This is a genomic window from Mucilaginibacter sp. AK015 (assembly GCF_014200785.1).
GTDB lineage: Bacteria > Bacteroidota > Bacteroidia > Sphingobacteriales > Sphingobacteriaceae > Mucilaginibacter.
Genome location: NZ_JACHCV010000001.1, coordinates 86,353 through 103,970 on the forward strand (window position 1 = coordinate 86,353; position 17,618 = coordinate 103,970).

At 46.4% G+C, this 17,618-nt stretch carries 13 protein-coding genes; 12 read left to right on the forward strand and 1 reads right to left on the reverse strand.

Translation table 11 applies throughout. The annotated features are described in order from the left end of the window. The first annotated feature begins 62 nt into the window (after window positions 1–62). The 7 genes from HDC91_RS00410 (at window position 63) to HDC91_RS00440 (ending at window position 6,441) form a co-directional block, all read left to right on the forward strand. Window positions 63–1,202, forward strand: a complete 1,140-nt coding sequence (locus HDC91_RS00410; protein WP_183547335.1) for a toxic anion resistance protein — start codon at window positions 63–65, stop codon at window positions 1,200–1,202. Window positions 1,203–1,209: 7 nt separating this feature from the next. After that, the gene (locus HDC91_RS00415; protein ID WP_183547338.1) at window positions 1,210–2,172 is read left to right on the forward strand and encodes a hypothetical protein; all 963 of its coding nucleotides are present in this window, start codon (window positions 1,210–1,212) and stop codon (window positions 2,170–2,172) included. Window positions 2,173–2,185: 13 nt separating this feature from the next. Beyond that, window positions 2,186–3,007, forward strand: a complete 822-nt coding sequence (locus HDC91_RS00420; RefSeq protein WP_183547341.1) for a DUF475 domain-containing protein — start codon at window positions 2,186–2,188, stop codon at window positions 3,005–3,007. A gap of 51 nt (window positions 3,008–3,058) precedes the next feature. Then, the gene (locus HDC91_RS00425) at window positions 3,059–3,505 is read left to right on the forward strand and encodes a phosphatidylglycerophosphatase A (protein WP_183547344.1); all 447 of its coding nucleotides are present in this window, start codon (window positions 3,059–3,061) and stop codon (window positions 3,503–3,505) included. A 66-nt stretch (window positions 3,506–3,571) separates the two neighbouring features. Then, complete coding sequence (locus HDC91_RS00430; protein ID WP_183547347.1) at window positions 3,572–4,900, forward strand: sensor histidine kinase; 1,329 nt, start codon at window positions 3,572–3,574, stop codon at window positions 4,898–4,900. 68 nt (window positions 4,901–4,968) lie between these two features. Then, the gene (locus tag HDC91_RS00435) at window positions 4,969–5,343 is read left to right on the forward strand and encodes a response regulator (protein ID WP_183547350.1); all 375 of its coding nucleotides are present in this window, start codon (window positions 4,969–4,971) and stop codon (window positions 5,341–5,343) included. Between the two features lie 51 nt (window positions 5,344–5,394). Further along, on the forward strand, window positions 5,395–6,441 hold the full coding sequence (locus HDC91_RS00440; RefSeq protein WP_183547353.1) for an adenylate/guanylate cyclase domain-containing protein: 1,047 nt from the start codon (window positions 5,395–5,397) through the stop codon (window positions 6,439–6,441). Window positions 6,442–6,518: 77 nt separating this feature from the next. Here the strand turns inward: HDC91_RS00440 and HDC91_RS00445 are convergent, their stop codons facing one another. Beyond that, window positions 6,519–7,976, reverse strand: coding sequence for a YitT family protein (locus tag HDC91_RS00445; protein ID WP_183547356.1), 1,458 nt, complete (start codon window positions 7,974–7,976; stop codon window positions 6,519–6,521). 393 nt (window positions 7,977–8,369) lie between these two features. Between HDC91_RS00445 and HDC91_RS00450 the strand changes: the two genes are divergently transcribed. From HDC91_RS00450 to HDC91_RS00470, 5 genes are all read left to right on the forward strand, one after another. Further along, the gene (locus HDC91_RS00450; protein ID WP_183547358.1) at window positions 8,370–9,398 is read left to right on the forward strand and encodes an LLM class flavin-dependent oxidoreductase; all 1,029 of its coding nucleotides are present in this window, start codon (window positions 8,370–8,372) and stop codon (window positions 9,396–9,398) included. A 150-nt stretch (window positions 9,399–9,548) separates the two neighbouring features. Then, on the forward strand, window positions 9,549–10,955 hold the full coding sequence (locus tag HDC91_RS00455; protein WP_183547361.1) for a serine/threonine-protein kinase: 1,407 nt from the start codon (window positions 9,549–9,551) through the stop codon (window positions 10,953–10,955). Between the two features lie 66 nt (window positions 10,956–11,021). Further along, the gene (locus HDC91_RS00460; protein WP_183547364.1) at window positions 11,022–11,966 is read left to right on the forward strand and encodes a hypothetical protein; all 945 of its coding nucleotides are present in this window, start codon (window positions 11,022–11,024) and stop codon (window positions 11,964–11,966) included. Window positions 11,967–12,063: 97 nt separating this feature from the next. Next, window positions 12,064–13,527 carry a PP2C family serine/threonine-protein phosphatase gene (locus tag HDC91_RS00465; protein WP_183547368.1) on the forward strand — a complete coding sequence of 488 codons (1,464 nt, stop codon included), beginning with the start codon at window positions 12,064–12,066 and terminating at the stop codon, window positions 13,525–13,527. Then, a complete protein-coding gene (locus tag HDC91_RS00470; protein WP_183547371.1) occupies window positions 13,514–17,584 on the forward strand; it encodes an FtsW/RodA/SpoVE family cell cycle protein in 4,071 nt (1,356 codons plus the stop codon). Before HDC91_RS00465 ends, HDC91_RS00470 begins: the two co-directional genes overlap by 14 nt. The last annotated feature ends 34 nt before the right edge of the window (window positions 17,585–17,618 follow it).

Genomic DNA, 17,618 nt, shown 5'->3' on the forward strand with positions numbered 1-17,618 from the left:
TTACCGTCCTAATGGAGACGCGAGGTATCGCGTCTCTACATAAAATAAAAAAATAAAAAACAATGGAAACCAACCTAACCAACGAGGGTGCAGGTCTGCCTGATTTTACGCCGCCTGCAGCAGCGCCAAACGCTAACGCCCCGGTTAAACTTGATAAAGAAGGCAATGTTGATTTAACCAACATTACCCCTGCCGAGGTACAGAAATACAGCGAAAAAGCTAAAGACCTGAACCCGGCCGATGTAAACTCCATACTAAACTATGGCGCCGACCTGCAGCAGGGGATGGAGCGTTACAGTAACACCTTCCTGTCATCCGTACGTACGTTTGATGCGGGCGAGGTGGGTACCCTGATAACCGACCTGCTGCACGAGTTGAACTACATTGATGTAGATGAACTGGAGCAAAACGCCTTTATGAGGGTGTTATCGCGTATCCCGATTATCCGCAGCCTGGTAATGGATACTAAAAAAATGTTTGCCAAGTACGACCTGGTGGTGAGCAATGTAGATAAGATAGTAAACAAAATAAAGGCCGGCCGCGTAAACTCCATCAAGGATAATGCATCGCTGCAAACCATGTTCGACAGCAATGTGGACTTTATCCACCAGATGGAAGAACTGATCATAGCGGGTCAGTTAAAATATAAAGAGTTGAACGAGCAGTTGGCCGTTATGGACGGCAACCCATCAGCCTACCAGGATTACGAAATTGCCGACTTGCGCGACTACGTTAACCGCCTGGATAAACGCCTTGCCGACCTGAAAGTGGTACGCTTCATTATGCTGCAATCGCTGGCACAGATCCGCGTAGTGCAAAACAACAACACCACCATTGCCGAAAAGGCACAGTCGATAGTATCAACCACCATCCCGGTTTGGAAAAACCAATTGACCATTGCCGTGGCACTGAACAGGCAAAAGGCCAATGTGGAGATGCAGAAGAAGATATCGGACACTACCAACACCATACTGCAAAAAAATGCCGAGTTGCTTAAGCAAAACAGTATTGATGTAGCCCGCGAGAATGAAAAAACTGTGGTATCTTTGGACACTTTAAAACGTACCACACAATCGTTAATTGAAACCTTAACCGAAGTTAAGCGGATACACGACGAGGGCACACAAAACAGGAAAACGCTTAATACGGAGTTGCAAACTTTAGAGACCGAACTCAAAAAGAATGTAACCAATACACGTTAACCGGCATATGGATGAAAACAGGTTAAACATATTAAATGCATCAACACGGGTTATCAGCAAATTGCAGCTGTTATCGGTGTTTTTTAATAACGATGTAATTTATAAGATTTACCTGCGCACCCAAGTGCTGCACCAGCTTTTTCAAACCAATCCCGAGCTTGATATTAACCAACTGGAGATGTTTCATCTCCAGTTTACACAAACCCTTATCGATCTGCTCAAAAAGATCAAGAAGAACAACGAGGCCCAGGCCGACCTGCTGCTCGACGAGGTTGCGTTGAACAATCAGCTGATAGACCAAATGGACGATCCGGTTTACACCGAGCAAAATTTTGAGAACGATAAGCAGCGGCAGGCGCTTAAAATGAGCCAGTCGTTACGTAAGCTGTTCCAGGTACTGTCAGATAATTCGGCAGATTACCCGTTTGTGGGCAATATCAACAAGTTCAGCTCGCATTTTTCGGGCGATTACTTTTTTAGTATCTCCACCGAACTGGTTTACGATCTGCTGCAGTACAGCCCGGCCGATGTTTATACAAACGAGTATGCCACTATACAGCGCAAGCTGATGGGCAGCCTTTGTAAATATGATTTTAAGATAGATTTTTACTGCGGTGTACGTGCCAACGATATTGTGCTTGAAGTTTACCGGTTTAAGGATGTAAATAAATACTTCCTGTTTTCGCCGCTTAACAACGTGCTCTTATTTTGCGATGTAGCCAAACTGGGCGATCTTGACCTCAAAAATACCGTTAGCAAACGCGAGCGCATGATGCGGGAATTGCGCGATAAGAATGTGCAGTTAACCGGCAAGGCCGGTTTATTAAAAACCCATCTGCCCGAAAATATTATGGCCCTGCTGGCCGAAGACTATAAGAAAATAGCAGATGTGAACTTTTTAGCGCATATGAATGCGTTTGACGTGCAGGCGAATATTTTAAAAACCATGTTAAATACAGATATAATTTAAACACTGATTACAAATGGACCTATTACATACACTGCTTGGTGAAGATATAAAGGCCGGCCTGTTGGTTGTGCTCAACCTTATTGTTATTGAAAGCCTTTTATCGGTTGATAATGCAGCTGTACTGGCTACTATGGTGCTCGATCTGCCAAAGCATCAGCGCAGCCGCGCGTTACGTTACGGTATAATAGGCGCATATGTTTTGCGTGGCGTATGCTTGTTTTTGGCGGCGTGGCTGGTAAAAATATGGTGGCTGAAACCATTGGGCGGTTTGTACCTGCTATACCTCGCTTTCGATTATTTTAAAAAGAAATTAGCGGCTAAAAATGATGACAACGGAGAAGAAAGCGTTGATAAAAGCAAAAACTGGCTATATAAATCAACCGTTGGGCTTATAGGTACCTTTTGGGCAACTGTAGCCCTGGTTGAGCTGATGGACCTTGCCTTTTCCATAGATAACGTATTTGCTGCCGTGGCCTTTACCGATCATGTGTTCCTGATCTATACCGGGGTGTTTATCGGTATATTGGCTATGCGCTTTGTGGCGCAGGCGTTTGTTAAGCTAATGGAGAAATTCACCTTTTTGGAAACCGTTGCCTTTTTGGTGATCGGCGTTTTGGGTGTTAAGCTGACAGCATCCTTATACGTGCATTTCTTCCCGGAAGCAGGTTTCTCCAAATTTATGGAAGGCGAAACCGCGGATATAGCTGTATCGGTATTTACCGTTGCGGTATTTATTGTCCCGGTGCTTACCTCTATCTTTTTTAACTTCCCTAAAAAGAATATCATCAAACCCGAGGTAGCAGAAGATGCCGAAGGCGTACTGGATAAAAGCTAACTAATGTGCAAATTTCGGATGTGCAGATCACTAATTCAAATCAATAATTAATTGAAACTTATCGCATCAATTTTCGGGATAGGGTATGTAAAGGGGGGCGGCACGCTGGCCGCTATTGTTACCTGTCCGTTTATTTGGCTTTTATGGCAGCAGCGGGGTTTACAAAGCCCCTGGTACCTGGCGGCGATAACCGTAATGATAACCTTGTTAGGCATTTATGTGGGCGATAAGGTTGAGCCTTTTTGGGGAAAAGACAGCTATCGCGTGGTGATAGACGAAGTTGCCGGCATGCTGGTAACCATGCTTTTTATACCGCCTAATTTATATTATCTGCTTATGGGCCTGGTATTGTTCCGCTTTTTTGATATTGTAAAGCCGCTCGGCATCCGCAAAATGGAAGCCCTGCCCGGCGGCACCGGCGTAATGATGGACGACGTACTGGCAGGCGTGTATGGCAATATTGTGCTGCAGATAATAGCGCATTTTATTAAGTTTTAAGCGCTTTACAACTACTTATTAAGTATAATTATTACCTTAGTTTAAACTTAAAACTTTTATCAGGGTATGCATTTTTTTACCTATCTCGCGCTCTTCTTGCTTGCAATGCGCCTGCGCAAGTCAATAAAGTTAACCCCAGCCGCTGCAAAATGGAACATGCCGTTATATGGTGTGGCTTTGGGTACTGTAGGCTTGTTCTTTTTACTTGACGACTTTATACCAAGCGATGAAGTTAACGGAATTGTAATTGCCCTTGTATTGTTAGGGGTAGTGCAGTTCCTGAAACGGGAACCGGATTTTGAGCGCTTCAGGGTTTTAATAAATGCACACTACCCTTTAATTGTAGTAGCCGTTGTAGCCAATGCAGTTGAACTGGCAACCCAAAATTTTGAGTTTTCGCATACCTACGATAACTATTGGCAAACCGCGCAATTAGTCGCTTTCGGATGGATATTTCTGCGTGTCGCAACGTCCAAAAAGCAACAAAGCGAGCTCAAGCGCATCAGCGAGCGTAAAGATGAGCTGGAGATACTGGTAGCCGCACGCACCGCAGAGATAACGCAGCAGCGTAACGAACTGCAGGAAACCGTTAAAGAATTACAGGCTACGCAGGCCCAGCTGATACAACAGGAAAAGCTGGCATCATTAGGGGAGCTTACCGCCGGTATAGCCCACGAGATACAGAACCCGTTGAACTTTGTAAACAATTTTTCGGAGGTGAGTATGGAGCTGATAGAGGAGATGGAAGAAGAAATGGCAAAAGGCGATATAGAAGAGGCCAATGCCATCGCGGCTGATATTAAGCAAAACCTCGAAAAGATCCGTCATCACGGCAAGCGTGCCGACGGTATTGTTAAAGGCATGTTGCAGCACAGCCGCGCCAGCAGCAACGTGAAAGAGCCAACCAACCTGAATACCATAGCCGACGAATATTTCCGCCTGGCCTATCATGGCTTGCGTGCCAAAGATAAATCGTTTAATGCCGAGCTTGTATCAAATCTGGACCCCAATTTGCCATCTATTAATATGGTATCGCAGGATGTGGGCCGTGTGCTGCTGAATATGTTCACCAACGCGTTTTATGCCGTGCATCAAAAACAAAAAATCATTGGCGGCGATTTTAAACCACGCGTAGAGGTTTCAACCCGTACCATAGTAACCCCTAAAGGGCAGGAGGCCGAGATCATGATAAAAGATAACGGCAGCGGTATCCCCGATGCCATTAAAGACAAAATCATGCAGCCATTCTTTACCACCAAACCGGCGGGCGAGGGTACAGGGCTTGGCCTTTCTTTGAGCTATGATATCATCGTAAAGGCGCATAAAGGTCATATCAACATTAATAGCAAAGTAGGCGAAGGGTCGGAGTTTATTATAACTTTGCCTATTGCCTGATGAATATGTAAATAAATAAATCACAATCCTGATAGCTATCGGGACACTAAATCAATAACTATTTTCGCATGAAAATATTAGTCGTAGACGACGAAGCAGACGTTCAGCCGCTTTTTTTACAGCGTTTTCGGAAAGAGATCAAAAACCACGAGGTGGAGTTTGACTTTGCGCAATCGGGCGAGGAAGCGCTTGATTACCTTAAAGATAAACACTCCGAAGTAGTGCTCATCCTGTCGGATATTAATATGCCGGGCATGAGCGGTATCGAACTGCTTACACACATTCGCGAGGATTTCCCAACGCCGCCGCCGCCCGTGGTGATGATGATAACCGCCTATGGCGACGAGGAAAATTACAAACAGGCGATGGATAAAGGGGCGGATGACTTTTTGACCAAGCCTTTGGACTTTAATCTATTAAAGGAAAAATTAAAAACGTTATAGTGTTGCAGATTTAAATTGCTGAACAATAAATCAATTAACTGACAAATAAAAATGGCTAAGATACTGGTTGTGGATGACGAGGCTGACCTGGAGATACTGGTAAAACAAAAGTTTCGCCGTAAGATCAGGGAGGGCGAATATGAATTTATCTTCGCGCAAAACGGCGAAGAAGCTTTAGCGCGTGTTAAGGAAAACCCCGATCTGGATATCATCCTGTCTGATATAAACATGCCGGTGATGGACGGCCTTACGCTGCTCACTCATCTCCCCGAAGCCAACCCTACACTTAAAGCCGTTGTTGTATCGGCCTACGGCGATATGCAAAACATCCGCACCGCCATGAACCGCGGGGCTTTCGACTTTATCATGAAGCCGGTGGATTTTGACGACCTTGATGTTACCATGCAAAAAACCATATCGTATGTAAGGCAACTTCAGGAAACCTTAAGGGCGATTAAGGAAAACAACATCCTGAAGATGTATGTGGACGAGAACGTGCTGAATTTTATGACGCATAAGGAGTTTGAAGGCAGCCTGATGAAGAACGAATTGCTGGAAGCCACCGTTATGTTTGTGGATGTTTGCGGTTTTACGGCCATTACCGAGCATGTTGCGGCTAATACTGTTGTTACCCTGCTTAATGGCTTGTTTGATAGGATAGTTAAAGAAATTATAACACAGGGGGGCCATGTTGATAAATTTATGGGCGATGCTATTATGGCTGTATTCCGCGGCCAGTTTCACCTTGACAGGGCCATTGATGCCGCCCTTTCTATTAAGGCGCAGCTATCAAACGAACCTGAAATCGACGCCGGCAACGGCAAAAAGTTCAAGCCCCAGATATCTGTGGGTATCAATAGTGGCGAAATGGTGTCCGGCAATATCGGCTCAGCATCGTTAAAACGATTAGACTACACCGTCATAGGCGATTCTGTTAACCTGGCGCAACGCTTGCAAGGCATCGCAAAAGCCGGACAGATCATCATCACCGAGGAGGTTTACCATAAAACCAAAGAGTCGTTCAAATGCCGCGAAAACGGCGAGTTTACCCTAAAAAACAAGCTAAAGCCGGTTATTACTTACGAGGTGATTGAATAGTATTGAGTCTTAAGTCGAAAGTCTTAAGTCGGAAGTGAAAAGACTCAAGGCTACCCACTTTTAACTTAAGACTTATCTTAGTGCCTTGCCCTGCGTTTTAGAACCCCGCCGGCGGCTTCTTTAATAATGCTGGTAAAGATGAAAGCCTTCGGGTCTATTTCGTGTACCATGTTTCTCAATCGCCTAAGCTCTAAGCGGGTAACCACGGTAAATACTATATCCACAGGGTGGCTTACGTCAAAACTTTCTTTCAGAAAACCGCGTTCGCCTTTATAAACGGTAATGCCTCGACTAAGCTGTTTCACCAGCATCTCTTTAATTGCTGCATTTTGGCCGGATATGATAGTTACACCGGTGTACTCTTCTAAACCTTCTATTACAAAATTAATAGTGCGCGAGGCGGTATAATAGGTTATAATAGAATATAACGACGTAGGTAACCCTACTTTTACAGCTGCTATCAGGAAAATAACGATGTTGATACCCAGGATGATCTCGCTGATGGTGAAGCTGATGCGTTTGCCGGTGTAAAGGGCCAGTACTTCGATGCCGTCAAGCGCGCAGCCGCCACGTATGGCCAGGCCTATGCCCGTGCCCATGAACACGCCGCCGAATATGGATACCAGCAATTTATCAGATGTTATTTTTTCGGGATAAGGGATATAAAGCAGGCACAGCGCCACACCCACTATAGCCAGGAAAGTTTTTACCGCGAAGGATTTATTCACCTGGAAAGCCCCCATGATAATAAAGGGGATATTCGCCAGGATAATAACGTATGCAATGTTTATGTGATAAAGCTCATGTATCAGCAGTGAGATGCCGGTTACCCCGCCATCAAAAAAAGCGTTTGGTACCAAAAAGCTTTTTAAAGCAAACCCACAAAACAAAATGCCCGCAAGGGTATAAACGGTATCTAAAAGGCTTATTTTTATAGCGTTGTTACTGGTCATTAAGGTTGAAGTTTTGTTTTGCAAAGTTCGTAAATTTTCGCGTTTTTTTGGTTCCCGGTTATTCACAGATGTACTGGTGAAGTAGTGGTGACCTTGCAGGAACCTTACCTGCATTTTATCCCACTCTTCCGCGGTGTTTATGATGCCGAACGCCTGCATTTCGCTAAACAACCTGCTGCCGGTTGAAATAAAGTCTTCCCTTCCCAGGTAATCCAGATCGGCGTCGCAAATGATCTTTTCCAGCAGGGTGGTTGGTTGCTGGGGTAACTGCGTAGCCATAATCAGCGTACATATCTTTTCTATATCACCCGCGTTGTAACCAAATTGGGGCAGCGCCTGGCGTGCAATGTTACACGATGCCTGTTCATGCTCATGTATTTGCTGCAGGTAGCCGCAATCGTGGTAAAGCGCAGAGATTAGTAGTATTTTGGTGTCAGCTTCGCCGATACCTTCCTGAGCGGCAATAGCGTTTGCCGAGTGGTAAACATCAAGGGTGTGATAGGTATTGTGATAGCTGAACTGCACAGGCAATTCGCGCTGCAACCTCTCTAATATGTATTTGCCTTCGGGGCTGTCAAGCATAATAAACGCTGAGTTTGGTACCGCTAAGATATCAATTTGAAGAGAATAGTGGTATTAACCCCTCTTAGCAATTTTACTCACCCCGACCTCGCTTACGCTTGTCGACCCTCTCTGCTGCGCAAAGAGGGTAGGAGGAAAAAGGAAAACCCTCTTTCCGCCGCAGGCGAAGAGAGAGGGTCGCGCACGAAGGGCCGCAGGTGAGTAACTCACCGCTTTGTAACCTATTGTTCCTCGCCATCACAGAAGGGACTTAGTGAAGCCTTTTGTCACCATTCTCTGATTAATGTACCCGCCGCGTCATATAACAAGCACGTTGGCGTAATCGACGTTATTTAGCATTAATTTTGATTGAAAGCTTTGAAAAAGCGGATTGTTATAATTGGATTAAGAATTATGAGCGCAAGTAAATTATCATCTATAAAATATTCTGTGTTAGACCTGGCCACCGTTGTAGCAGGCAGCACCCCGGCCGACAGTTTTAAAAAAAGTATGGAGGTGGCCCAGCTTGCCGAAAAAGTAGGCTACACCCGCTATTGGTTTGCTGAGCATCACAACATGATGAACGTGGCCAGCTCTGCCACTGCTATACTGATAGGCCATATAGCAGGCGGGACCTCAAAAATTAGGGTGGGGTCGGGCGGTATCATGCTGCCAAACCATTCGCCGCTCATAGTGGCCGAACAATTTGGTACGCTGGAGTCTCTTTATCCGGGCAGGATCGATCTTGGCCTTGGCCGCGCCCCCGGTACCGACCAGACAACCGCCTTAGCCATCCGTGGCGAAAATTTTAACGCTGCACATAATTTTCCGAGGGATATTGTGAAGCTTCAAACCTATTTCTCTGCCGACAACGTTAATAGTAAAGTGAGGGCCATCCCCGGCGAAGGATTGGATATACCTATATGGGTATTAGGCTCCAGTACTGATAGCGCCAGGGTGGCGGCGGCTATGGGCTTGCCTTATGCTTTTGCAAGCCATTTTGCGCCGACCTACTTTTTAGAGGCCATCAAAATTTACCGCGACAATTTTAAACCCTCGCAACATTTGCAAAAGCCCTATGTAATGGCCTGCGTTAATGTGGTTGCCGCCGACACTGATGGCGAGGCCGAATACCTTGCAACATCTGTGAAGCAATTTTTTATGGGGGTGGTAACGGGCAAAAGGCAATTGTTGCCCCCGCCTGTAAAAAGTATGGATGCGGTTTGGAATGTATTTGAAGAAGAGGCCGTAATGCAAATGCTTGCCTATTCGTTTATTGGCGGCCCCGACAAGATCAGGGCCGAACTAAGCGCCTTTACAGAGCAAACGGAAATTGACGAAGTAATGGCTACAACGCATATCTTTGATCATCAATCCAGGATGTACTCATACAAGGTTTTTGCCGATGTGATACGCACATCCGCATATGCTCCCTTATCTTAACAGGCTTATATATATAAGGCCCGCTTTCCATCCCCGGTATAGCGGGCTTTTTTGTGGATTATTGTTATTATTCTTATAATACCTACAACAAACAGGCGTATTAAATGTAATTTAGTCTGTAATATATGATTTTCGGCACAATATCTACAAATGAGTAAAGTATTTACAATAACAGAGGGACTGGAAAACTTAGGAGCCATGAGCACTGGCGGCCAGGGTTCGGTATATAAAGGCCGGCGTATGGGGCCTGTTTACACGGCCATAAAGCTGCTGCCGACACCTATCCACACCGAAAGCGAAGACGATAGAAATTTCCGCAGTTTCCGTAACGAGGTAAGTAAGCTGCAAAAGGTTAACGAGCAGCCTAACCCCAATGTTGTGAAGATATTAAGCTCGGGCATTACCGATAGCGGATCGTTCCCTTATATCGAAATGGAATATATTGAAGGGCCTGATCTTTGCGAGCTGCTGAAAGCCCCGCACGATAAGATATTTATGCTTAAAGAGGCTATCCGTGTGGCCGACCAATTGGCAAGTGCGCTGGCTCATTGCCATAAGGTAGGCGTAAAGCATGGTGATATCAAAAGTAATAACGTAAAGTATAACATTCATACAGGTAATTATGTACTGCTGGATTTTGGCCTCGCTATCCTGACGGACGAACAGCGCCGCACCAGCATACGCCATGCCGGGGCAATTGAATTTATGGCCCCTGAACAGCACGAAGGGAAAATGCTGCCGCAGACCGATATTTACAGTTACGGCATTATTTTATACGAACTGCTTACCGGCAGCGTCCCATTCCCGCTGCGGGGCGGTGGCGATGCAGGTCGTAACGCGGTGATGCTGGCGCATATTGAATCGCCGGTGCCCGATCTGCTTGATGCCAGGCGGGCCGCTTTGCCCGATAACTGGAATGACGAGAAAAAAGCCCGCGAGATGCAAGTGCCTCAGTGGTTGCTAAAACTGATAGAGAAATGTTTGGAAAAAGACCCTGAAAAGAGGTTTACCGACGGTACCAAACTGCACGAGGCTATTGTAACAGGCAGTTTGATAGGAAGCGACAGTTTTGATATTGCAGGCGGCTTAAGCAATGCCGCATTGCGCAGCGAGAATGAACGCCTGCATAATCAACTGATGCAATACCAGCAGGCCGGCCCGCCACCTGTGCCGGCAGAGCCAATAGAAGACAGATCGCGGGTTTCTTTATCAAAGCCGTATTACTATACAATAATGATATTGCTTGTAGTATTTATGGGTTTTTCGGTTTACGCCACTTTTTTAAAGCGGCAAAGTAATCCTACCGGCCAGGTTAAACAAGATTCCACCGAAACAAAGCCGGATACAAGCTCCGGTGCGCCAGATTACGGTTCAAGGTTCCCCGCTGACAACGCTGCTGAGCAGGATACAACGCCTGTAAAGCGCGATTCGGTAGTTAAAAAACCGGTAGTAACCCCGCCCAACCCGGCACCCGACAGCAGCGGCGCCAGCGAAGCGGATACCGTGTTAAAATCTGACCAGTACACTAATTATCCCCAGCAGGATACGGATCAATAATATCAAACATCTGCAATAAAATTGTGTTCACTTATACATAATTGTGGCAGCTTTAGAAAAAATTAAATGGCATCAACACCAAATTTTTGGCAGCGCATTGGCATACAAGACTGGTTTTTAACCAACGAAAGCACCGAGAAGGCAAAAGCCAAAGCACTTACGCCCGATACAGTTTACAGTTACATCGTAGAAAAATTTAAAGATTCGATAAAAGACCTTTCCTTTGCGGACAGGGTAGTGTTTTATCACGAGTTTATCATCAGCTTTAATGCCGACGATTACAAAGAGTTTGTTGCAGATAAGCAAGGGATCTTCGGGCTGATAGTACAGGAAACGGTAGCCAAGTTTTACGAGATACTAAAGGAATACCGTGCATCGGGCAAAACGGTAAAGCCGTCCGGTTCAAAGTGGGTGTTTCGCCTGGTATCGCACCCTGACTATGCCAGAGGCGATAAGGGCTTTATTGGCAAATTACTGCCGGATAATAATCAAAAAGAACAAAATCTGCGGGTAACCTTTATCCCACGGCAAACCGGCATTGCCCAAACCTTTGATGTAAGCCAGGAGGCCTTAAAGGGCTTTACTTATTACAGCGAAGGTTATTTTGAGATACCATACGAGGAAGAACTGGAGCCCGAAGAACAAAAGGCAGCCAAAGCCCAAAGTGTTATTGCCCGCCTGGAAACCATCATCCCCGACCAGCAGTTTGCGGGTAAAAAGGTAGAATACCTGATGAAGGACGACGATATCATTGTATCGGGCAGTGAGGAAACGCGCGAGGCTTCAAACATATTCACCATTCCGAGCGACTGGGTGAACGCGCCGCATCTGCAAATACGCTACAACAAAGCAGATGGTAAGTTTTACCTGGCATCCTTTGGCGAAATAACCACACTAAATGAAGTAACCATTCAGCGCAGTGATGTAAACTCGCCCCAGTGGGTAGAGTTGCCGGTAAATTCGCGCATGCTGCTCAATGGTATCATCGGGTTAAACCTGTTTAAAGCATAGCTATTCATGTCACAAATATTATCCATAAGCTTATTAGTAATTGGGTTCTGCCTGCTGGCAACCCATTTTATTGATATTAAAAATTCAGGTAAACGCAATGGCTGAAAACTATTTTGGATTAACCGATACCGGTAAGGTGCGCAGCAATAACGAGGATGCTTTTATTGCCCAGCCAGTTATGGGTAACCGCATGGTGCTTGTTGCCGTAATTGATGGTGTTGGCGGCTATAACGGGGGCGAAGTGGCTGCCGCTATAGCCAAAGAGGTGTTTATTGACCGTTTGAACGGATTGCAGGGAGAGATAATCCCCGCCATGATTGACGCTTTTAAGCTGGCCAGCCAGCAAATAGCTGATAAAAAGCTACAGGATAAAGACTTGGAGAGCATGGCCTGTGTAGCCACTATGGCTTTGGTGGATATAGAGAACAACCAGTTTTTTTATGCCCACGTAGGTGATACCCGCTTGTATTTGCTGCGCGATAACTCATTGGTTAAAATATCTAAAGACCACTCCTTTGTAGGTTTTCTGGAAGATAGCGGCCGGCTTACCGAAACGGCTGCCATGAACCATCCCAAACGCAACGAAATAAATAAGGCCCTGGGCTTTACCAACCAGATAGATACCGACGAAAGTTTTATAGAGACTGGACAATCGCCTTTTTTACCCGGCGATATGCTGCTGCTTTGCAGTGATGGCCTTACAGATATGGTAGATAAGGCCGGCATATTAAATATCATCACTCAAAGTGCATCATTACAGCACAAAGCCACCGAATTAATAGCCGCTGCCAATGCCAACGGAGGCAACGATAACGTGACCGTGGCGCTGGCGCTAAATGATAAGCCGCAGCAACGCGCGCAGGCCACTATGCCTGCACCATCGCAAGTAAAACAGGCAGATGACGGTACAGATGGTATTAAACCAACCCCGCAACGGCAATATATAGAAGAAGGAATATCAACTAAACAAAAAATGGGCCCTAATAAAAATACAGGCTTAATTTTAATATTGAGCTTTTTGTGTCTGCTTTTTCTGGCGTCAACCATTTGGCTATACTTAACCAAACAACGACAGACAACCCCGCTTGAAAGCGCAGCCCCGGCTGCCCAAAAGATGCGCAATGCTGATGAAATTAAACTCCAGGATGCCATTGACGCCTTTAAAGGTGATACCCTGGTACTTTCTGACACCTCATTTAAACAACCCATTGTTATAACTGATACGTTGCATATCGATCAGGATACGCTATACATTAAGGTAAAAGGTAATATTACCCTGCAGCGCGATACTGCATTTAACGGGCCTGCTTTGTCTATATCAACGGATAACAAAGTTGTGATGCTCGAAAACCTGAAATTTAAGGATTTCAATATCGGGGCCGAGTTGGGCAATAGCGACCTGATGCTTAAAAATGTGCAGTTTATTAATTGCAAGCTGCATATTCAGCGTAAATATAAACTAATGGATAGTAAGCCGGTTACGGCAAATTTCCCGGATACCAAACTAACCCCGGAAACTACTAAAACCCAAACCACTGCCAAGCCTAATGGAACCCGATAAAATACAAACTGCCGGCAGGTGGAAAGAACGCATATTTTTGCTGTTGATAAGCGTGCTGTTCCTGTTCCTTTTTTTCAGGCTGTATACGGTGCTGCAGCTGCGTTTTGCCGATGTGGATACCCGCCTGCAGGACGGCACCATGATAAACCTGAACGCTAAAGACCCTGCCGGGCAGCTAAAAAAATTACTTACCAAAGGCTATTATTTTGAGGATAAGCGGGATATAGACCTGATAACAGCCACCGTTGCCAATAACATAGGTACCGGCCAAAAAATTGATAATATAGGCGAACTGAATAAACGTAAGTACTTTATTATAGCCGATGATGCTTTTGAAAAAGGGGGCGAATCATTTAAAAGCAGGGTAAATGCTTCCAGGGCCTTGTTGGGTTATACCGGTGATGATTCGGTAACATTTGTACAGGAAAGAAAGGGCCCGATGCAAGTGCCCTCGTCTACAGATATAGGTATGGGTGGGTATAGCATTGCCGGTGCTATAACCGATAAAAAACAGCCCGTGGCAGGCGTATTGATACGGCTGGAGATGGTATTGCCGCAGGATAGTATCTTTAACGACGAAGAGGTTGAGGATGTTAAACTTGTAAGGCAAAACGGTAAAGGCTTTAAAGCGGTCTATCTGCCCGATAGTGCTGGGAAACGACATTTGCAGGAATTAACCGCTTATGCCCGCACCAATCAGCAGGGGATAGCCGAATTTAAAAACCTGCCCGCAGGAAAAGCTTTTAAGCTGTTGCCATTGCAGCCCGGTTACCAGTTTGGCAGATCGCAGGGGGTGCAGAATTTAGATGAGGATGTAAGCCTGACGTTTAGCCGCCAACCGCATACCATCAGACTGTTTTCTACCAGGGATTTCAATATTCTGAAAAAGGAAAGATCGTTGATCGTTAGAACGCCGGTAGAATTTAACCAATGGTTCCTGATCATAGCAGGAAGCTTTATAGGTGCATTTTTATTCGTGCATTTGCTGCTATCGTGGAAGTACCGGGCGACAGACCAATTGATACTGCCGGTGGTAATGATACTTGCCGGACTTTCGTTCCTGACGCTATTGAGCCTGCAGGACCCTTTACGGGACAGGTTTTTAGCAAAGGACATGCTGGTTTACCTGGGCATTGGCCTGGTAGCCATGCTGGTGATGCTGCAATTTAAGATGCGCCGCTTTACGCCCGACTCGTGGATATACCGTATGCTGGTGTTTAAACATAACCGCAACGCGGCAAACGGCTGGCCCTGGGTAGTGTTGGCGGCTACACTGCTGGCCATGACCATAAAGTTTGGTACCGGCCCCGAAGGCAGCGGCGTAAAGGTAAATTTGTTCGGTTTTCAGCCCAGCGAAATTGTAAAATACCTTATTATTCTTTTCCTGGCGGGATTTTTTGCCGCCAACGAAAAGTTGATCAGCGAATACAGCAGCTGGAGCAAACGCTGGCAATTCTTCTCCTTCGCGCTGATAGCCATATTGGTAACCTTGCTGCTGTTCCTGCTGCTGGGGGATTTGGGCCCCGCTATGGTAGTGTGCTTCACCTTTATTGTGCTGTTCTCGTTCTCGCGGGGCGATTTTATGTTCATGGCGGGCGCGGTAGTACTATATGTCATCGTATCGTGGGTGGTAAAAAACGTTTGGTTATCCGCATTGATAACTGCCGGTATAACCGCCCTGTTCATGTTGCTCAAACGCCGGTCGTTAAGCGAGTCGGCTATCATGGTGCTGGTTATCATGGCAGCCTTTTTAACTATCGACCAGATACCCTATTTAGGAAAGCTGTTTCCCGGTCCCGTGCAACGATTGGTAGACCGTAAGGCTATTTGGCAGGATGCCTGGAACAACGAGGTTTACGGCGGCGATCAGGTAGCTAACGGCCTTTGGGCCATGAGCAGCGGAGGCGTAAGCGGCCAGGGAGTAGGCGAGGGCTTTGCGAAAACCATTCCCGAAGCACATACCGATATGATATTGCCCTCAATGGGAGAGGAGTTTGGATGGACGGGCATCGTCTGTATTTTCCTGCTTTTTTTGGTGTACCTGCACCGCGCCATCATTATAGGCCGGCGAACGGGGACGCCCTTTCTGTTCTACCTTTGCGCGGGGATAGGCATATCAACATTCGTTCAATTCATGCTGATAGCCGGCGGCTCTACGGGGGCGTTGCCACTGTCGGGAGTATCGCTGCCGTTTCAGAGTTATGGCGGGTCGTCGCTGGTGGCCAATTTGCTTGCATCTGGTTTTTTGCTTTCCGCATCGCTGGTACAAGGTACGCCTGTGCAAATGAGTTACATATCGCGCCAGCAGGATAAGAACCTGGTGCCCGCGCTTATTGCAGCCTGCGTGGCTATCGCCCTGTTAACGGTTAATGTATCGCGCTATCTTTTCAACAATAAAAAATGGGTAGTGCAACCAGCGCTGGTGGCCGATAAAAGCGGTATGCGCATGTTTAGTTATAACCCACGTATTGCCATATTGATGAACCGGCTGCAAGCAGGTAATCTTTACGACAGGGAGGGCGTAGTGCTGGCAACCAGCAAGCCCGAACTTATTAAAAAGCAACACCGTGAACTGGTAAAGGCGGGCGCTATTGGTTACAACATCGATTCGGCTATGCATAAGCGACTTGACAGGTATTACCCTTTTGACGAGCAAATGTTTTTTTGGACGGGCGATGCCAATACAGGCGTGTTTAACGGCAGCCCCAACGGGTACTTTGCGGAATATGAACACGCTGCCGAACTGCGCGGCTTTAAAATGCCGACCGAAAAATTCAACGTTACGGCCAACCGCTACCAGGAAGACCGCTTTTTGGCCCGTGGTGTAAAGGAAATGACGGTGGTTAAGAAAGATTACAGCGCTATAGCGCCGCTGCTTATCGCCGGCATAAACAGTAAGGAGGTGGAAGCTTTTAAGAACCGTAACCGGGATGTTAAGCTAACCATGGACGCAGGCTTGCAAACCAGTATCCAAAACTCTATAGCCCAGGATACATCGCTGCTGGATAACCGGGTATCGGTAGTGGTGATGGAGTCTAATACCGGGGATGTGCTCAGTTCGGCGGTTTACCCCTTACCCCCGGTACACGATTGGGAAAAGCTGACCATGAGCTACTACGACCAGAACCAGTTAGCCGGGTGGACAACCACGCAGGACCTTGGCTTTACCCTGGCTACCCAGCCAGGCTCAACAGCAAAGTTGGCTACCTCCATAGCGTCGTTCAATAAATTGGGTTTGGCCGCCGCTAATAAAAAATACAATGTAGCCAGTTATGAACGCATCCGTACCAAAGGTTTGGAACCCGATGAAACGGGCCTGATAACCTTGGAACGTGCTGTAGCAAAATCAAACAACGTTTATTTTATAAAGCTGGCCAACCAGGAGCATTTGCAGGAAGATATGGCTACCGTTTACCTTAAAACCGGTATGTTTTTACATGGTGTGGGCGGTTACTATTACGGTCGCGATAAACAGAACGCCGCCCAGGAGGAAAAATGGCGTGAGCTTTGGCGCAAAACCGAGTTTAATACCAGGCCGCGTTACGATCCTAACAATATCCGAAAAACACGGGCCAAGGGCATTTCGGGTATGGCATGGGGGCAGGGCGAGCTGATCGCTACGCCTGCATCGGTTGCGCGGATGGTTGCGGGTATAGCCAATCACGGTGTTATTTTGCAAAACCGTTACGTGCTTAAGGTAGCCGATTCGGCAATATCCGTAAAGCCAGGCGTTAAACTAACCAACGACCCTAAGTATGCTGCACTGCTGCGCCAGTATATGATAGAGCAAAGCGCGCCAAAGGAATGGACGCTTGGTATTGCCGTTGCCGGAAAAACCGGTACGCCGGAGCGTATCTGGAAAAAACAACAGATAAACGACGGCTGGTACGTTTTCTTTGCACCAAAGGCTAATGGTGTAGGCAATATGGTGGTTTGTATCCGTATAGAATCTACAAAGGGATCGTCGGACGCGGTAAAACTGGCGGGGAAGCATGTAATCCCCTTCCTGCGCGAAAAAGGCTACATTAAAAGCATTAAAGAGCAAACAAGTGAATAAGGCTGTGGTTAGCATAATATAAAACTAAATTTTT

Bases quoted from the DNA above. Each gene is read 5' to 3' on its own strand.
- HDC91_RS00410 (WP_183547335.1), top strand. From the start codon at position 63: ATGGAAACCAACCTAACCAACGAGGGTGCAGGTCTGCCTGATTTTACG.
- HDC91_RS00415 (WP_183547338.1), top strand. From the start codon at position 1,210: ATGGATGAAAACAGGTTAAACATATTAAATGCATCAACACGGGTTATC.
- HDC91_RS00420 (WP_183547341.1), top strand. From the start codon at position 2,186: ATGGACCTATTACATACACTGCTTGGTGAAGATATAAAGGCCGGCCTG.
- HDC91_RS00430 (WP_183547347.1), top strand. From the start codon at position 3,572: ATGCATTTTTTTACCTATCTCGCGCTCTTCTTGCTTGCAATGCGCCTG.
- HDC91_RS00435 (WP_183547350.1), top strand. From the start codon at position 4,969: ATGAAAATATTAGTCGTAGACGACGAAGCAGACGTTCAGCCGCTTTTT.
- HDC91_RS00440 (WP_183547353.1), top strand. From the start codon at position 5,395: ATGGCTAAGATACTGGTTGTGGATGACGAGGCTGACCTGGAGATACTG.
- HDC91_RS00445 (WP_183547356.1), bottom strand. From the start codon at position 7,976: ATGCTTGACAGCCCCGAAGGCAAATACATATTAGAGAGGTTGCAGCGC.
- HDC91_RS00450 (WP_183547358.1), top strand. From the start codon at position 8,370: ATGAGCGCAAGTAAATTATCATCTATAAAATATTCTGTGTTAGACCTG.
- HDC91_RS00455 (WP_183547361.1), top strand. From the start codon at position 9,549: ATGAGTAAAGTATTTACAATAACAGAGGGACTGGAAAACTTAGGAGCC.
- HDC91_RS00460 (WP_183547364.1), top strand. From the start codon at position 11,022: ATGGCATCAACACCAAATTTTTGGCAGCGCATTGGCATACAAGACTGG.
- HDC91_RS00465 (WP_183547368.1), top strand. From the start codon at position 12,064: ATGGCTGAAAACTATTTTGGATTAACCGATACCGGTAAGGTGCGCAGC.
- HDC91_RS00470 (WP_183547371.1), top strand. From the start codon at position 13,514: ATGGAACCCGATAAAATACAAACTGCCGGCAGGTGGAAAGAACGCATA.